The 15382-nt window shown below is 71.6% G+C and carries 17 protein-coding genes; 14 read left to right on the top strand and 3 right to left on the bottom strand.

The window, feature by feature from the left end; genetic code table 11:
- Position 1: 1 nt before the first annotated feature.
- Positions 2–562, bottom strand: coding sequence for a sigma-70 family RNA polymerase sigma factor (locus tag HUT10_RS40610; protein ID WP_176176041.1), 561 nt, complete (start codon positions 560–562; stop codon positions 2–4).
- A 297-nt stretch (positions 563–859) separates the two neighbouring features.
- On the opposite strand from HUT10_RS40610, the gene HUT10_RS40605 reads away from it, so the two are divergent.
- The 5 genes from HUT10_RS40605 to HUT10_RS40585 are packed head-to-tail and all read left to right on the top strand — an operon-like array spanning position 860 to position 4463.
- On the top strand, positions 860–1399 hold the full coding sequence (locus HUT10_RS40605) for a hypothetical protein (RefSeq protein ID WP_254897240.1): 540 nt from the start codon (positions 860–862) through the stop codon (positions 1397–1399).
- Positions 1383–2186 carry a DUF4142 domain-containing protein gene (locus HUT10_RS40600; protein ID WP_176176039.1) on the top strand — a complete coding sequence of 268 codons (804 nt, stop codon included), beginning with the start codon at positions 1383–1385 and terminating at the stop codon, positions 2184–2186. The genes HUT10_RS40605 and HUT10_RS40600 overlap by 17 nt, the downstream gene beginning before the upstream one ends.
- Entirely contained in the window at positions 2179–2796 is a 618-nt protein-coding gene (locus tag HUT10_RS40595; RefSeq protein WP_176176038.1) for a ferric reductase-like transmembrane domain-containing protein, read from the top strand. Before HUT10_RS40600 ends, HUT10_RS40595 begins: the two co-directional genes overlap by 8 nt.
- A 1-nt stretch (position 2797) precedes the next feature.
- A complete protein-coding gene (locus HUT10_RS40590) occupies positions 2798–3028 on the top strand; it encodes a ferredoxin (RefSeq protein ID WP_013224408.1) in 231 nt (76 codons plus the stop codon).
- Entirely contained in the window at positions 3021–4463 is a 1443-nt protein-coding gene (locus tag HUT10_RS40585; RefSeq protein WP_176176037.1) for an NAD(P)/FAD-dependent oxidoreductase, read from the top strand. The genes HUT10_RS40590 and HUT10_RS40585 overlap by 8 nt, the downstream gene beginning before the upstream one ends.
- A 363-nt stretch (positions 4464–4826) precedes the next feature.
- Here HUT10_RS40585 and HUT10_RS40580 read toward each other — a convergent pair whose 3' ends face one another.
- A complete protein-coding gene (locus HUT10_RS40580) occupies positions 4827–6233 on the bottom strand; it encodes an MFS transporter (RefSeq protein WP_176178269.1) in 1407 nt (468 codons plus the stop codon).
- Positions 6234–6344: 111 nt separating this feature from the next.
- Between HUT10_RS40580 and HUT10_RS40575 the strand changes: the two genes are divergently transcribed.
- The 9 genes from HUT10_RS40575 to HUT10_RS40535 all read left to right on the top strand — a co-directional run bounded on the left by HUT10_RS40575 (position 6345) and on the right by HUT10_RS40535 (position 14741).
- Complete coding sequence (locus tag HUT10_RS40575) at positions 6345–7235, top strand: LysR family transcriptional regulator (RefSeq protein WP_176176036.1); 891 nt, start codon at positions 6345–6347, stop codon at positions 7233–7235.
- Positions 7236–7452: 217 nt separating this feature from the next.
- Entirely contained in the window at positions 7453–7893 is a 441-nt protein-coding gene (locus tag HUT10_RS40570; RefSeq protein WP_176176035.1) for a helix-turn-helix transcriptional regulator, read from the top strand.
- Between the two features lie 10 nt (positions 7894–7903).
- Positions 7904–8314: a VOC family protein gene (locus HUT10_RS40565; protein ID WP_176176034.1), complete on the top strand. Its 411-nt coding sequence runs from the start codon at positions 7904–7906 to the stop codon at positions 8312–8314.
- Positions 8315–8346: 32 nt separating this feature from the next.
- Entirely contained in the window at positions 8347–9552 is a 1206-nt protein-coding gene (locus HUT10_RS40560; protein ID WP_176176033.1) for an MFS transporter, read from the top strand.
- Positions 9537–9776, top strand: coding sequence for a helix-turn-helix transcriptional regulator (locus HUT10_RS40555; RefSeq protein WP_176176032.1), 240 nt, complete (start codon positions 9537–9539; stop codon positions 9774–9776). The genes HUT10_RS40560 and HUT10_RS40555 overlap by 16 nt, the downstream gene beginning before the upstream one ends.
- Complete coding sequence (locus HUT10_RS40550) at positions 9773–12130, top strand: excinuclease ABC subunit UvrA (protein ID WP_176176031.1); 2358 nt, start codon at positions 9773–9775, stop codon at positions 12128–12130. Before HUT10_RS40555 ends, HUT10_RS40550 begins: the two co-directional genes overlap by 4 nt.
- A 109-nt stretch (positions 12131–12239) precedes the next feature.
- Positions 12240–13256 (top strand): acyl-CoA desaturase, encoded by a 1017-nt coding sequence (locus tag HUT10_RS40545; protein WP_176176030.1) that lies wholly within the window; start codon positions 12240–12242, stop codon positions 13254–13256.
- A gap of 26 nt (positions 13257–13282) precedes the next feature.
- Positions 13283–14344 (top strand): MBL fold metallo-hydrolase, encoded by a 1062-nt coding sequence (locus HUT10_RS40540; RefSeq protein WP_176176029.1) that lies wholly within the window; start codon positions 13283–13285, stop codon positions 14342–14344.
- Positions 14345–14486: 142 nt separating this feature from the next.
- On the top strand, positions 14487–14741 hold the full coding sequence (locus HUT10_RS40535; RefSeq protein ID WP_176176028.1) for a Smr/MutS family protein: 255 nt from the start codon (positions 14487–14489) through the stop codon (positions 14739–14741).
- A gap of 1 nt (position 14742) precedes the next feature.
- On the opposite strand, the gene HUT10_RS40530 is transcribed toward HUT10_RS40535, so the two are convergent.
- Positions 14743–15342 (bottom strand): hypothetical protein, encoded by a 600-nt coding sequence (locus tag HUT10_RS40530; RefSeq protein ID WP_176176027.1) that lies wholly within the window; start codon positions 15340–15342, stop codon positions 14743–14745.
- Between the last annotated feature and the right edge of the window lie 40 nt (positions 15343–15382).

The raw sequence follows: 15382 nt of genomic DNA, 5'->3' as shown, positions 1-15382 counted from the left end.
TTCACCCCCGCTCGCGCAGGGCCCGGCGCAGCGCGCGGACGGCGTGGTGGATGCGGGACTTCACGGTGCCCGGTGGCACGCCGAGGGTCGCCGCGACCTCGTTCACGGTCCGATCGCGCAGGTAGGTCTGCTGGATGGCCTCCCGCTGCTCGGGCGAGAGACCCTGCAGCGCCTCGTAAACGATCATCGCGGCGAGCGTCCGGTCCGATTCGTCGGACACCGCGATCGCGTCGGATTCGATCTCCTCGATCTCCTGGGGGCGGGCACTGCGGCTGCGCCAGCCGTCGATGACGATACGCCGGGCCACCGTGAACAACCAGGCACGCAGCATCTCGGGCTGGCGGTCGAGCTTGTCGGCGTTCCGCCACGCCTTGATCAGGGTCTCCTGCACGACGTCTTCGGCCCACTGCCGGTCGTGGCCGGTCAGCCGCAGCGCGAACGCCATGAGGGACCCGCCGAACTCCTGGTAGAGCGCCTTCGCCAGATCGTCGTGGCCGCCGTCGGGCTCGACGACGGCTTCCTGATCACCGACGGATCTCAGCGCTCGGGTGTGCCGTCCCACGCGGGACATCCTGGTGTGCGCGAGCCCCGGCGTCCAGTACCCGGGGCCCGCAAACCGGTGGCAAAACTTTTTTGAACCGTTTCCGGACCGTGTCCGTATCCCCTACCGAAGACCCCGACCAGGCGTTGTCCCCCGCAACGCTCCGCATCCACTCCGGACCGAATGTCCACTGTGGATCTTTCGCGCCCTTTTCCGTTGCACTACCGGCAACAGCGCGTAGTCATGCCCCACGGAGGAGCAGTGATCCGCATTCCCCGCCCGGTGGTCCCCGCCGCCGTGTGCCTCTCTGCACTCGCCTTGCTCACTGCCTGTACCGCCGGCGCCGCCACCACCTCGGGTGGCGGGTACGCCGCCGGCGGCGCCGGGATGCAGATGCCCGGCATGCAGCAGGGCCAGGTCGTCCTGCCGATGCCGCAGGGCATCACCGCCGACCCGAACAACCCGGCGAAGAGCCAGCTCAGGGCCGCGAAGACGTTCGACCTCGGACTCCTGCTCGTCGACGGGACCGGGTACACGATCTACCGGTACGACCGGGACACCCCCAACCCCTCGCGGTCGAACTGCACGGACGCGTGCGCGGCCAAGTGGATCCCGGTCAAGCCGGGCACCCTGGCCCCGATCGACGTCGACCGGTCGCTGGTCGGCCAGATCACCCGCGACGACGGCAGCGTGCAGCAGACCCTCGCCGGCTGGCCGCTGTACCACTTCACCGGCGACGAGGAACCGGCCGACACCTCCGGCCAGGGCGCCGACCAGGCGTGGTACCCGATCGCGCCGGACGGCAAGAAGATCACCCTGACCCAGGACGAGTGGAGGCAAAATGCGTTCGGCGTCTGAGCTCGCCGGGTTCGACTTCGAACCCGCGTCGGTTCTCGAGCGTTCCCGGCCGCTGGTCCGGATCCTGTTCGTCGTGGCGCTCGTGCTGGCGCTGCTCGCGCCGGGCTCGGCCTCCCTCGCCCAGACCGGCGCCGTGAACTCGGTGTCCGACACCGACGCGGTGCTGCTGACCAAGGTCCGCCAGGCGGGTCTGTGGGAAATGCCCTCCGGCATGATGGCCATGGAGAAGGGCAGCCCGATCGTCCAGAAGGTCGGCTTCGCGATCATGATGGACCACGGCCGCCTGGACGTGGCGACCCGCGCGCTGTCGCAGAAGCTGAACTCGCCGGTCCCCGACCAGCCCTCCGAGGAACAGCGCGGCTGGCTCGCCGAAGAGATGGCCGCCTCCCCCGGCCCGGAGTTCGACCGCGTCTTCGCCAACCGGCTGCGGGCGGCGCATGGGCAGGTCTTCGCCGTACTGGCGCAGCTGCGCGCCGGCACCCGCAACGACGACGTGCGGGCCTTCGCGACCGTCGGCAACCAGGCCGTGATGCGGCACATGACGATGCTCGAGAGCACCGGGATGGTCGACTACACCGCGCTGCCGGCCCCGGTGGTCTCGACCACCTCGGCACCCACCGGCATCCAGCTCGGGCTCGACCCGTCGCAGATCGCCGTGGTCGGCGGCCTGTTCCTGCTCCTCGGCGGCGGCCTCTTCTACGTGCTGCGCCAAGTCAAGAGCAACCGTGGCCGCGGCAGGACGTCGTCCCGGCCGGCCACCGCGAGAACCGGGGGTAGCCATGGTTGAGACCTGGCACGACGCGACGATCTTCCTCACCCAGCAGTTCCAGCCGAAGACCGACCCGGCCGCCCGCGGCCTGGCCGCGTTCGCCGCCAGGACCTCCTACGGGGCGGCGATGCTGACCCTCACCTGGGGCGTGCTCACCGCGACCGGCTGGATCCGCTCGGTGACCGGCCGGAAGGGCCTGCGCAGCACGCACATGGTGCTGGCCACCGCGACGATCATCTTCGGCGCGGTGCACGCGCTGGGCTTCACCTACCTGACCGTCCAGCCGTACAGCTTCGCCTACATGTTCATCCCGTTCGGCTCCGGCCAGGAAGCCCGCCACATCGCCGGCATCGTCGGCTTCGAGGTCATGTTCGCCATCTTCCTCACCGCGGGCCTGCAGCGCTTCACCTCCTACCGGCGCTGGCTGTGGCTGCACCGCTGCGCGTATCCGGCCGTGGGGCTCATCGCGGTCCACTCCTGGTTCGGCGCCATCGCCAACGGCCACCTCTCGGTGACCTGGCTGGGCGGCATCACGCTGCTCGTGCCGGCCGTGACGGTGTCGATGCTGCGGTTCATGCCGGCCCGCACGCTGGAGCGGATCGGCCTCGTGGAAGAGCAGGTGGCCTGACATGCCGTTCCGTCTGCCCGGCGGCGGGCCCCGGATCAGCGTCGACAACGACCGCTGCGAGCTCTACGGCATCTGCGCCATGGAGGCGCCGGACGTGTTCGACCTCGGCCAGGACGGCCGCCTGCGCTTCCACACGCGGCTGCTGGACGAAACCACCATTGAACAGGCGAAGATGGCCGCCCGTTGCTGCCCGATGCAGGCGGTCGTGATGAGAGGGGACCTGGATGGCTGACGGCGACCGGATCGTCATCGTCGGCGCGGGTGTCGCAGGGTTGCGCGCCGCGGAGCGACTGCGGGAACAGAAGTTCGACGGCGAGATCGTCCTGATCGGCGACGAGGCCCGGCGGCCCTACCACCGCCCGATGGTCTCCAAGGCGCTGGTGATGGGGACCGAACGGCCCAGCGACGTGGGCCTTTCGCACTACTTGCCGGACCTCGACGTGCACTGGCGCCTCGGCGCGCGGGTCACGCACCTGGACACCACCGAGCGGGTCGTGCACCTGCCCGGCGGGGAGTCCCTCTGGTACGACGGCCTGATCGCCGCCACCGGCGTCTACCCGCGGCACCTGCCCGGCGCGCCGCGGCACGACCCGCGGGTGCGGATCCTGCGCACGGTCGAGGACTCGATGGCGGTGCGGCGCTGCCTCAACGCCAGCAAGAAGCCGGCCGTGGTGATCGGCGCCGGCCTGATCGGCAACGAGTTCGCCGCGAGCATGCGGCACATCGGCCGGGACGTCACCCTGATCGGGCACGCGAAGGCCCCGCTGCACCGCTTCGGCGACCGCGTCTCCAGCGGCATCGTCGAGGCGCACCACGAGCACCGCGCGAACCTGGCGATGCGCAGCGAAGTCCGGCACTGGATCAGCACGAAGGACACCGTCGGGCTGCACCTGACGAACAACCAGCTGCTGGTCGCCAGCGTCGTCGTGCTGGCCATCGGCAGTGTCCCGTCGGTGGACTGGATGCGCGGCTCCGGCCTCGACATCAGCGACGGCGTCCTCTGCGACTCGAAGCTGTTCGCCGAGGGCGCCTCCGACGTCGTCATCGCCGGCGACATCGCGCGCTGGCCGAACCTGCGCTTCGACGAGACCCCGCGGCGGGTCGAGCACTGGATCAACGCCGTCGAGTCGGCCCGGCACGCGGCGGACAACCTGCTGGTGGGCCACTCGAGCGCGAAGCCGTTCACCCCGCTCCCCCGCGCCTGGTCGACGCTGTACGACACCCGGCTGCAGATGTGCGGGATGCCGTCGCTGGCCGAGGACACCGTGTCGCTGGCCGACGGCATCACCGGCTTCGTCCGCGACGGCAGGCTCGTCGGCATCTCCTGCTGGGACAAGCCGCGGGCGATGCTCGACTGGATGGCCGAGCTCGACCGGCGGCTGCCGGCACCCGACTACGTGCCGGAGCCGGAGCCCGCTCCCGTCGCGGAGGTCCCCGAGGTGCCGACCGTCGAACCGGCGCTCGCCGCGCTGGCGGCCGAGGTGCCGCCGGAGTTCGACAGCGGCTTCGACCACCAGGCCTTCGAGCGGGAGTTCGAGAGCGAGTTCGCCAACGACATCCCGACGACGGCGTTCCCCGCGCAGTCGCTGCCGGCCCCGCCGACCACGGCGTTCGCCGCGCAGCCCGGCGCCGCGCTGCCGACCATGGCCATCCCGATGGGGAGGTAGAGAAAGCCGGGACGCCGGCTGCGCGCGGCGGCCGCCGTCCCTTGCCGGCCACCACACTCCCTCCGCGGCTGGGTGGTGTGGTGGCCGGCCCCAGCGTCCCCCTGCCCGCCTCGCGTTGGACAACCGAGCGCCCGGCGGGCCAGGAGAGGGCCATCCCGAGGGAACCCGACGCCCCCGGGGTGGCCTTCTTCCGGCGCACCGGGCGGGGGCCCGGGGTCGAGCGCCGCGGCGGGTCACTCCGCTTCGGCGCACGGGTCGTGGAAGTCGTCCCGGTGGACGGGTATGCCGCCGGAAGGACCGCCACGGTCTTTGCAGCACCGGTGCACGGCCGTCCCGGGGGCACGGGAACTCCCGGGACGGTCTTCACCGCCGTCGCCGCGACCACCACGACTCCCCTGCGACGAGACCGCCGAGGACGAGCACCGCCACCCCGGCGACGCGCAGCCCGGCGTCCGTCCCCGAGACGAACGCGGCCACCACGTCGGACGCGCGGGGCGTCCGGGCGAGGGCTTCGGCCACCGTGTGCGCCCCACGGCCCTCCGGCGGCAGCGCGGCCGTGAACCACGCGGTGGAGACGGTGCTGACCACGGCGACGCCGAGCGCGCTGCCGAACTCCCGGGTCGTGGCCTGCAGCCCGGTGGCCACCCCCGCCTGCGCCGCCGGGAGAGCGCCCGCGATCACGCCCGACAACGTCGGCAACGCCAGCGTCACCCCGATCCCGGTCACGACGAGCCAAGCCGCGTACCCGGCGTACGGGGTGGTCGCGTCGCTCGTGGACAGTCCGAGCAGGCCGGCTCCGACGAACGCGAAGGCGAGCGCGACGGTCCCGTCGACCCCGATGCGCCGGGACAGGCGACCCACGTGCCGTCCGCCGAGGACGATCGGCACGGTCAGCGGGACGATCCCGAGCCCGGTCGCCAGTACCCCGAAACCCTTGGCGTACTGGAGGAACGACGCGTTGACGTAGAACAGCGCGAACATCCCGAAGAAGATCGCGGTCATGCCGAGGCAGGCGCTGCGCAGGCCGGCGATCCGGAACAGCCGCGGGTCCAGGAGCGGGTGCTCCGACCTCAGTTCGACGACCACCCACGCCGCGAACAGCACGGCCGCACCGGCGAAGCCGGTCACGACGAGCGTGCTGCCCCAGCCCGACTCCGGGCCCTGGACGATCCCGACCAGCAGGGCGACCGACGCGCCGACCAGCAACAGCGCGGCCACCGGGCCGAGCGGGCGATCGTGGCGGGCCGAAACCGGCGCCGTGCGGGCGACCAGGACGGCCGCGGCGAGCGCGGCCGGCACGGCGGCCGCGAAGAGCCAGCGCCACGATCCGCCCGCCAGCAGCAGCCCCCCGCCGGCGTTACCGGCGACCCCGCCGATACCGGTCATCGACGCCCAGGTCGCGATGGTGGCCGGCCGGCGTCCGGCGGGAACGGCGTGCAGCAGGACGGCGAGCGAGTTGGGCAGGACCGCGGCCGCGCCGACCCCGGTGAGCGCCCGGCCGGCGAGCAGGACGGCGACGCCGGGCGCCACCGCCGACAGCAGCGCGCCCACCGCGAACAGCACCAGCCCGCCCAGCAGGACGCCCTTGCGGCCGAACCGGTCGCCTGCCGCCCCGCCGGGGATCACCAGGCAGGCGAACACGATGACGTAGGTGTCGACGATCCAGACCAGCGCCGGCGCCGACGGGTGCAACGGACTCGCGGCGAGCAGCGGGACGGCCAGGTTGACCGCCGCGACCATGCCCACGACGAGCACGACGCACGCGCACATGAGCGGGAGCAGGCTCGTTCTTTGCTTGAGGTGCATGGGGCCGACGGTAGGAACGACGGACCCCTGCGCGCGACGCAACTTCGACAAGACTGTTTTGCGTACGCTGCAACCATGCCCGAGCAGCTCGACCTGAACCTCCTGCGCGTGTTCGACGCGCTCCTGCGGGACGGCAGCGTGACGGCGGCGGCCGAGCGCCTCCACCTGTCCATCCCGGCGACCAGCCGCGCGCTGGGCCGGCTGCGGCGGGCGATGGGCGACCCGATCCTGGTGCGGGCCGGCCGCGGGCTGGCGCCGACGCCGTTCGCGCTGCGCACCGCGCCTCGGGTGCGCTCGCTGCTGGAGGAAGCGGCGTCGCTGGTCAGCACCGACTTCTCGCTCGCCACCCTGGACCGCACGTTCACGATCCGCATCAACGACGGCGTGGCCGCGACCCTCGCCACGGCCGCGGCCGACGCGGTGGCGTCGGCCGCGCCGGGTGTCACGCTGCGGTTCGTGGCCGAAGGCGACGAGAGCGCCGAGGCCCTGCGTGACGGCTCGGTCGACCTGGACATCGGCGTGGGCGGGCACCCGTCCCCCGACATCCGGACGGCGGTGCTTTACCACGACCACCTGGTGGCGGCCGTGCGCGCGGACAGCCCGCTGGGCCGGGTCCGCCGGCCGACGCTGGCGCAGCTGTGCCGGCACCCCCACGTGGCGGCCTCCCGCCGCGGCCTCGCCCGCGGCCCGCTGGACGAGGCGCTCGAGGCGGCGGGCCTGCGCCGCCACGTCGCCGCCGTCGTCCCCACTGCCGCGGTGGCCGCGCTGGTGGTCGCGTCCAGCCCGTACGTCGGCCTGCTGCCGCGGCGCCTCGCCGAGCAGTACGGCGAGCCGCTCGGCCTCCGCTGGTTCCCGGTCCCGGCGGACCTGCCCGGCCTCGAGGTCCGCCTGTCCTGGCACGCCCGCCTCGACGCCGACCCGGCCCAGCAGTGGCTCCGCAACACCCTCCGCGACGCCTTCCCCTGACCGTGTCGCCCCTCCAATCACGCGTGATGCCCTCCAATCACGCGAGATCGCCTTCCAATCACGCGAGATCCGCCTCCAATCACGCGAGATCCGCTTCCGCTCACCGTGGATGCCGTGCGGGAACGGTCGACACGCGTGATCGAAGGGTCGACACGCGTGATCAGGGGGTCGACACGATTCCCTCCGCCGGGCCCGTCCGCTGTGGCAGGATCCAGGGGTGACCAGCACGTCCACGGAGCAGTACCTGCGCGACCTCGCGCTGCTGAGGCGCGTGCGCGACCGGATCGACCGGGAGTACGCCCAGCCGCTCGACGTCGAGGCGCTGGCGCGTGGCGTGAACATGTCCGGCGGGCACCTCAGCCGGCAGTTCCGGCGCGCCTACGGTGAGTCACCGTACTCGTACCTCATGACGCGGCGGATCGAACGGGCCATGGCGCTGCTGCGCAAGGGCGAGCTGAGCGTCACCGAGGTCTGCTTCACCGTCGGGTTCTCGTCGCTCGGCACCTTCAGCACCCGGTTCGCCGAGCTGGTCGGGATGCCTCCGAGCGCCTACCGCGAGCAGCAGGCCGAGGCCACCGTCGGCATGCCGCCGTGCGTCGCCAAACAGGTCACGCGACCGATCAGGAATCGAGAAGCGCGGCCGTCGACGGCCACCTAGGGTGACGACCATGGACGTCACCATTCACTCCAGCTTCCTCCCGCACACGGATCCGGAAGCCTCGCTCGCCTTCTACCGCGACCTCCTCGGCTTCGAGGTCCGCCAGAACGTCAAGTACGGCGACATGCAGTGGATCACCGTCGGCCCGCCGAACCAGCCGGACACCGCGATCGTGCTGGCGCCGGTGGCCGCGACGCCGGGCCTGACCGACGACGAGCGCCGGATGATCAACGAGATGATGGCCAAGGGCACCTACGCCTCGGTCAACCTCGCCACCAAGGACCTCGACGCCCTGTTCGCCAAGCTCGAGGCGGGCAACGCCGAGGTCGTCCAGGAGCCGGTCGACCAGCCCTACGGCATCCGCGACTGCTCGTTCCGCGACCCGGCGGGCAACCTGCTGCGCATCCAGGAGCTGCGCTGACCACGACCGCCCCCGCGCGCGGCTACCGCGAGGTGCTGCGCGACCGGCGGCTCGCCGGGCTCCTGCTGGGGGATCTCCTGGCCAACGTCGGCACCGGCATGCTGCTGGTCGCCATGCCCGTCCAGACGCTGTCCCTGCACGGTGACGTCCCGAAGGCCATCGCCATCGGGCTCGTGGAGGCCGCGCCGTTCGTCCTCTCCACCGTGCTCGCCCTGGCCATCGGCCTCGGCCGGGTGCGGGTGCCGCCGCGCACGCTGCTCGTCGCCGACTGCGTGCTGCGGTCGCTGACCTTCGCCGCCCTCGGCGTCCTGGCCGTCACGGGCCGGCTCACGCTGCCGGTGCTGGTCGCCGGGCTCCTCTTCGGCGCGACGTTCCGGCTGGCCGGGTCGAGCAGCCGGCGCCTGCTCGCGACGTCGGCCGCGGGCGAGGCCGGGCGCTTCTCGGTCAACGGCCTGCTGGGCCTGAACACGACGTTCGCGCTCTACATCGCCGGCCCGGTGCTGGGCGGGATCCTCGTCGCGACGACCGGCGCGGGCTTCGCGCTCTTCGTCGACGCGGCCGGCGCGCTGGTCCTGCTGGCCTGCGTTCCCCGCGAGGCCGGAGACCGCAACGCGCTGCGCGACGAGGGCGCCCCCGAGTCGGGCTGGCGGATCCTGCGCCGCCGCCCGGTCGCCGCGCGGCTGCTGGTGGTCGAGTTCTTCTTCAACTTCCTGTACATGCCGGTCGAAGTGGCGCTCCCGCTGTACGTGAGCGGGACGCTCCACGCCGGCGCGTCCGGGCTGGGGGTGCTGTGGGGTGCGCTCGGGGTGGGCGCGTTCCTCGGCTCCGCGCTCGTCAGCCGGCTGCGGAACCTGCCGCAGCGGCCGCTGCTGGTGGCGATCATCGGCCTGTGGGCGCTGTGCCCGATCGCGCTCGCCGTCACCGGCGACCTCACCGTGGCGCTGCTCGTCTTCGGACTGGGCGGCCTGGTGTACGCGCCGTTCACGCCGGTCGCCTACAGCTTCCTGCAGTCGGGGCTCGCCCCCGGCGAACAGCAGCAGGTCGTCACGCTGTGGACGACCGGCGCCACGGTCGCCGCCCCGCTCGGGCTGGCACTGGGCGGCCCCCTGATCGACCTGACCGGCAGCACGGGCGGCCTCGCGCTGTCCGGCGTGCTGACCCTCCTGCTGCTCCCGATCGCGGCCAGGGCCGTGCTCGGCCGCCTTCCGGAAAGGAACCCGGCATGTGCCTCGGCCTGAAAGCCGCCGCGCACCACCACCTGCGTGAATTGGCGGTATTGCGCCGCGTCCGCGATCGCATCGACCGCGAATACGCCAGTCCCCTGGACGTCGAAACGCTCGCGAGCACCGTGGACCTGCCGGTCGCGCAATTCATCCGCCGTTTCCGGGACGCCTACGGCCTTTCCCCGCACGAATACCGGCAAGCCGCCGAGGCCCGAACCAAAAACTGGAGTTCACGATGAGCAAGCACGTGGCCGACAGCCATGACCTGATCCGCGTCCACGGTGCGCGCGTGAACAACCTCAAGGACGTCAGCGTCGAGCTGCCCAAGCGGCGGCTGACGGTGTTCACCGGGGTTTCCGGCTCGGGCAAGAGCTCACTGGTGTTCAGCACGATCGCCGCCGAGTCGCAGCGGCTGATCAACGAGACCTACAGCACCTTCGTGCAGGGGTTCATGCCGACGCTGGCCAGACCGGACGTCGACGTGCTCGACGGGATCACCACCGCGATCATCGTCGACCAGGAGCGGATGGGTGCCAACCCGCACTCCACCGTCGGCACCGCGACGGACGCGAACGCGATGCTGCGCATCCTGTTCAGCCGGCTGGGAACGCCGCACATCGGCTCGCCGCAGGCGTTTTCGTTCAACGTCGCCTCGATCAGCGGCGCGGGCGCGGTCACCATCGAAAAGGGCGGGCGGCAGATCAAGGAACGCCGCAGCTTCAGCATCACCGGCGGCATGTGCCCGCGCTGCGAGGGCCGCGGCAAGGTCAACGACATCGACCTCACCGCGCTGTTCGACGAGAACAAGTCGCTCAACGAAGGCGCGATCACCATCCCGGGCTACAGCATGGAGGGCTGGTACGGCCGCATCTTCCGCGGTTCCGGCTTCTTCGACCCGGACAAGCCGATCAAGAAGTTCACCAAGAAGCAGTTCAACGACCTGGTCTACAAGGAACCGACGAAGATCAAGGTCGAGGGCATCAACCTGACCTACTCGGGGCTGGTGCCGGCGATCCAGAAGTCCTTCCTGTCCAAGGACGTCGACGCGATGCAGCCGCACATCCGGGCGTTCGTCGAGCGGGCGGTGACCTTCCAGACCTGCCCGGACTGCAACGGCACGCGGCTGTCACCGGAGGCGCGCTCGTCGAAGATCGGCGGGATCAGCATCGCCGACGCCTGCGCGATGCAGATCAGCGACCTCGCCGCGTGGGTGGGGAAGCTGTCCGAGCCGTCGGTCGCGCCGCTGCTGGACGCGCTGAAGCACACGCTCGACTCGTTCGTCGAGATCGGCCTGGGCTACCTCTCGCTGGACCGCCCATCCGGGACACTCTCGGGCGGGGAAGCCCAGCGCACCAAGATGATCCGCCACCTCGGCTCGTCACTGACCGACGTCACCTACGTCTTCGACGAGCCTACGATCGGGCTGCACCCGCACGACATCCGCCGCATGAACGACCTGCTGCTGCAGCTGCGCGACAAGGGCAACACGGTGCTGGTGGTGGAGCACAAGCCGGAGGCCATCGCGATCGCCGACCACGTCGTCGACCTGGGCCCGCGCGCGGGCACCGAGGGCGGCGAGATCGTCTTCGAGGGCACTGTGGACGGTCTGCGCTCCAGCGGCACGCTGACCGGGCGGCACCTGGACGACCGCGCCTCGCTGAAGCCGTCGGTGCGTGAGCCGTCGGGCTTCCTGGAGGTGCGCGGGGCGGCGACGCACAACCTGCAGGACGTCGACGTCGACATCCCGCTCGGGGTGCTGGTGGTGGTGACCGGCGTGGCGGGCTCGGGCAAGAGCTCGCTGATCCACGGCTCGGTGTCCGGCGGCGAAGGTGTGGTGACGGTCGACCAGACCGGCATCCGCGGCTCGCGCCGCAGCAACCCGGCGACCTACACCGGCCTGCTGGAGCCGATCCGCAAGGCGTTCGCCAAGGCCAACGGCGTCAAGCCGGCACTGTTCAGCGCGAACTCAGAGGGCGCGTGCCCGAACTGCAACGGCGCCGGCGTGGTCTACACCGACCTGGGCATCATGGCGGGGACCGCGACGCCGTGCGAAGTCTGCGAGGGAAAGCGGTTCAACGCCGACGTGCTGGATTACACGTTCGGCGGCCGGGACATCAGCGAAGTGCTCGGCATGTCGGTGTCCTCGGCATTGGAGTTCTTTTCGTCCGGCGACGCCGCGTTGCCGGCGGCGCACAAGATCCTGACGCACCTGTCCGACGTCGGCCTGGGCTACCTGACGCTGGGCCAGCCGCTGACGACCCTGTCCGGCGGCGAGCGCCAGCGGATCAAGCTGGCGACGCACATGGCGGAGCAGGGCGGGGTGTACGTGCTGGACGAGCCGACGGCCGGCCTGCACCTGGCGGACGTCGAGCAGCTGCTGGGCCTGCTGGACCGCCTGGTGGACGCGGGCAAGTCGGTGATCGTGATCGAGCACCACCAGGCGGTGATGGCCCACGCGGACTGGATCGTCGACCTCGGCCCGGGCGCCGGCCACGACGGCGGCCGGGTCGTGTTCGAGGGGACGCCGGCCCAGCTGGTGAAGGCGCGGAAGAAGACGTTGACGGGGAAGCACCTCGCGGAGTACATCAGCTGACACCCGGCCGGCCGCGCGTATACCAGCGCGGCCGGTAGGGCTGGCCCCCCGAAAGTCCTTCGAGCGCACCACATTCCGGGACACCCCGCGGGCGCGAAGACTCGGGTGGGTGACCACCACCGAGAACCAGGTCGGCAGCGACTTCGCCCGGCTGAGCCACCGCATCTCCGCCGCCGGCCTGATGAAGCGCCGTCCCGGCTACTACACCGCCCGGATCGGGCTCGTCGCCGGGTTGTTCGCCGCCGGCTGGGTGGCCTTCGCGCTGCTGGGCGACTCCTGGTGGCAGCTCGCCGTCGCCGCGTTCATGGCCGTCATGTTCGGGCAGGTCGCCCTGCTCTCGCACGATCTCGCCCACAAACAGGTGTTCCGGCGCCGGCGGCCCACCGAAATCGCCGGGATGCTCGCCGGGAACCTCGGGATCGGGATGAGCTACGGCTGGTGGATGGATAAGCACACCCGCCACCACGCCAACCCGAACCACGAGGAGCTCGACCCGGACGTCGATCCGGACATCCTCGTCTGGTCGAAGGACCAGGCGCGCGCCAGCCGTGGCGTGCCGCGGTTCATCGGGCGGTACCAGGCGTTCCTGTTCTTCCCGCTGCTCACCCTCGAAGGCCTCAACCTGCACTGGTCCGGCATCCGCGCGGTCCGCAAGCCGGGCCTGCGGCGCCGTAAGACGGAAGCCGTCCTGCTGGCCGCGCACTTCGTCCTCTACTTCAGCGCGCTGTTCACCCTGCTCTCCCCCGGGATGGCGCTGTTGTTCTTCGCCGTGCACCAGGGGCTCTGGGGTGTCTACATGGGATCGATCTTCGCGCCCAACCACAAGGGCATGCCGACGCTGACCGGGCGCACCGAGCTCGACTTCCTCCGCAAGCAGGTGCTGACCTCGCGCAACGTCCGCGGCGGGCTCGTCACCGACGTCGCCCTCGGCGGGCTCAACTACCAGATCGAGCACCACCTGTTCCCCAGCATGCCGTCGCCGCACCTGCGGCGGGCCCAGCCGATCGTGCAAACCTACTGCGCCGAGCTGGGCATCCCCTACCTGCAGACGAGCCTCGTCGAGTCCTACCGGCAGGCCCTCACCCACCTGCATGAAGCTGGGGCGCCTCTCAGGAAGCGTTCGTAGACTCGGGGCATGGAGAAGACGGCACGATGAAGAAGACGGTCGCGGCCCTGCGGGACCTGCCGGCGGCGTTCGGCGCGAAAGCCACCGGCGCACGGGCCGAGCGGGTCCGGTCCTCGCCGCAGTTCGACGGCAAGGTGTTCCGCAACGCGGCACCGCGGCACCCGATGACGGCGTCGTCGATGCGGACCATCTTCCGCGAGATGTTCTTCGGCGAGCACCGTGAGCTGCGCAAACCGGCCGGCGCGGTGCCGCTGGTGGCGGCGGAGCCGGTGCTGTCGGCCGACGGCCTGCACCTGACCTGGTACGGCCACGCTTCGACGCTGGTCGAGCTCGACGGCGCCCGCGTGCTGCTCGACCCGGTGTGGAGCGAGCGGGTCTCCCCCGCCGCGTTCGCCGGCCCGCGGCGGCTGCACGAGCCGCCGGTGCCGCTGTCCGGGCTCGGCCGGATCGACGCCGTGGTGATCTCGCACGACCACTACGACCACCTGGACCTGGCCACGGTCCGCGAGCTGGTCGGCTCCTCGGACGCCCCCTTCCTGGTGCCGCTCGGCGTGGGCGCGCACCTGGAGCGCTGGCACGTCCCGGCCGGCCGGATCATCGAGCTCGACTGGCACGAAGAGGCCACGGTGGCGGGCGTCCGCTTCGTCGCGACGCCGGCCCAGCACTTCTCCGGCCGCGGCATCACGAACGACGACACGCTGTGGACGTCCTGGGCGTTGCTGGGGCCGGAGCACCGGGTGTTCTACAGCGGCGACACAGGGTATTTCGACGGTTTCGCGGCGATCGGCGCGGAGCACGGCCCGTTCGACGCGGCCCTGATCCAGGTGGGCGCGTACGCCCCGCACTGGCCGGACATCCACATGACCCCGGAGGAGGGCGTGGCGGCGGCCCTCGACGTCCGGGCGAAGCTGCTGGTCCCGGTCCACTGGGCGACGTTCCAGCTGGCCATGCACCCGTGGGGCGAGCCGGCCGACCGCGTGTGGAGCGAGGCGAAGGAGGCGGACCTCCCGCTGGCGATCCCCCGCCCGGGCGAGCGCATCGACGCGGAGGCCCCACCCGCGGTGGACGGCTGGTGGCAGGCGCTGTGACTCAACCGCCGACACGCGTGATCAGGAGGTCGACACGCGTGATCGGAGCGACGACACGGCGCGGCGCCGCGGTGTCGACCCTTCAATCACGCGTGTCGCCCCGGGGATCACGCGTGTCGGCCGTTCCGGGACGGGAGGGTCCATGAAGCTGAAGCTGGACCTGCACGACATCTACAACCGCGGCGGCGAGATCGACCGGGCGCTCAAGGCGGTGATCGACGAGGCCGTCGCCAAGAAGGCGCCGCTGGTCGAGATCATCCCGGGCAAGGGGTCGGGGCAGCTGAAGAAGCACGTACTGCGGTTTCTCGAGCGCAAGGACGTCAAGGCGCTCTACCACCGGGTCGAGAAGGACAAGGACAACTTCGGCCGGGTGTTCGTGCACTTCCGCTGGAAGTGAGTCAGAAGCGGCTGTCGTGGCGGGCTTGCGACCACGCGCGGTCCCACGCCGCCGCGTGGAAACGCGTCACGATGAATCGGACGGTCGCGTACAACCCCACCAGTGCGCCGGTGATCGCCGACCATAGCAGGATTGCCGCGAACACTCCGTCCGCCGCCGAGGTCGAAGGCGACAGCGGCTCGGCCGCCAGCTCGCCGCGCTGGTCCAGCCACACCGATACGCGGGTTCCCGCGGGGCTGCCCGGGTCGGCGAGGACCTCGCCGGTGTGGCGGGTGCCGCGGGTGTCGAACCAGGCCGCCGGGACCGACGTCTGGGCGGCCGGCGCGCCCGCGCCGTCCGTGCTGTACGGCTGGCCGGACGCCGCCTCCAGGGAGACCGCCGTTGCCGGGTGGCGGGTGGCGCGCTCCTCTGCCGCGCGGGTCGTCTGCGCGGCGTACGTCTCGGAACCGAACGCCGCCGCGAACGGGATCGCGAGGATCGCGCCGGCGATGGCGAGCAGCAGCAGGAGGGCCTCGACGCGGTCACCCGCCCGGGCCAGCGGGTTGCGGCCGGGGTGCACCCGCCGCCCGAACCGGGCGATCCGTCCGCTGGGCCCACGCATGCGCGACTCACTCCTCCCGGGAAGATGTCTTCTCGGTAAC

Source organism: Amycolatopsis sp. Hca4 (assembly GCF_013364075.1).
GTDB lineage: Bacteria > Actinomycetota > Actinomycetes > Mycobacteriales > Pseudonocardiaceae > Amycolatopsis.
Note: the sequence above shows the minus strand (reverse complement) of the source record. Positions and strands in the feature narration are given on the sequence as shown.

Bases quoted from the DNA above. Each gene is read 5' to 3' on its own strand.
- HUT10_RS40540 (WP_176176029.1), top strand. From the start codon at position 13,283: ATGAAGAAGACGGTCGCGGCCCTGCGGGACCTGCCGGCGGCGTTCGGC.
- HUT10_RS40600 (WP_176176039.1), top strand. From the start codon at position 1,383: ATGCGTTCGGCGTCTGAGCTCGCCGGGTTCGACTTCGAACCCGCGTCG.
- HUT10_RS40535 (WP_176176028.1), top strand. From the start codon at position 14,487: ATGAAGCTGAAGCTGGACCTGCACGACATCTACAACCGCGGCGGCGAG.
- HUT10_RS40575 (WP_176176036.1), top strand. From the start codon at position 6,345: ATGCCCGAGCAGCTCGACCTGAACCTCCTGCGCGTGTTCGACGCGCTC.
- HUT10_RS40555 (WP_176176032.1), top strand. From the start codon at position 9,537: ATGTGCCTCGGCCTGAAAGCCGCCGCGCACCACCACCTGCGTGAATTG.
- HUT10_RS40580 (WP_176178269.1), bottom strand. From the start codon at position 6,233: ATGTGCGCGTGCGTCGTGCTCGTCGTGGGCATGGTCGCGGCGGTCAAC.
- HUT10_RS40530 (WP_176176027.1), bottom strand. From the start codon at position 15,342: ATGCGTGGGCCCAGCGGACGGATCGCCCGGTTCGGGCGGCGGGTGCAC.
- HUT10_RS40565 (WP_176176034.1), top strand. From the start codon at position 7,904: ATGGACGTCACCATTCACTCCAGCTTCCTCCCGCACACGGATCCGGAA.
- HUT10_RS40585 (WP_176176037.1), top strand. From the start codon at position 3,021: ATGGCTGACGGCGACCGGATCGTCATCGTCGGCGCGGGTGTCGCAGGG.
- HUT10_RS40590 (WP_013224408.1), top strand. From the start codon at position 2,798: ATGCCGTTCCGTCTGCCCGGCGGCGGGCCCCGGATCAGCGTCGACAAC.
- HUT10_RS40550 (WP_176176031.1), top strand. From the start codon at position 9,773: ATGAGCAAGCACGTGGCCGACAGCCATGACCTGATCCGCGTCCACGGT.
- HUT10_RS40595 (WP_176176038.1), top strand. From the start codon at position 2,179: ATGGTTGAGACCTGGCACGACGCGACGATCTTCCTCACCCAGCAGTTC.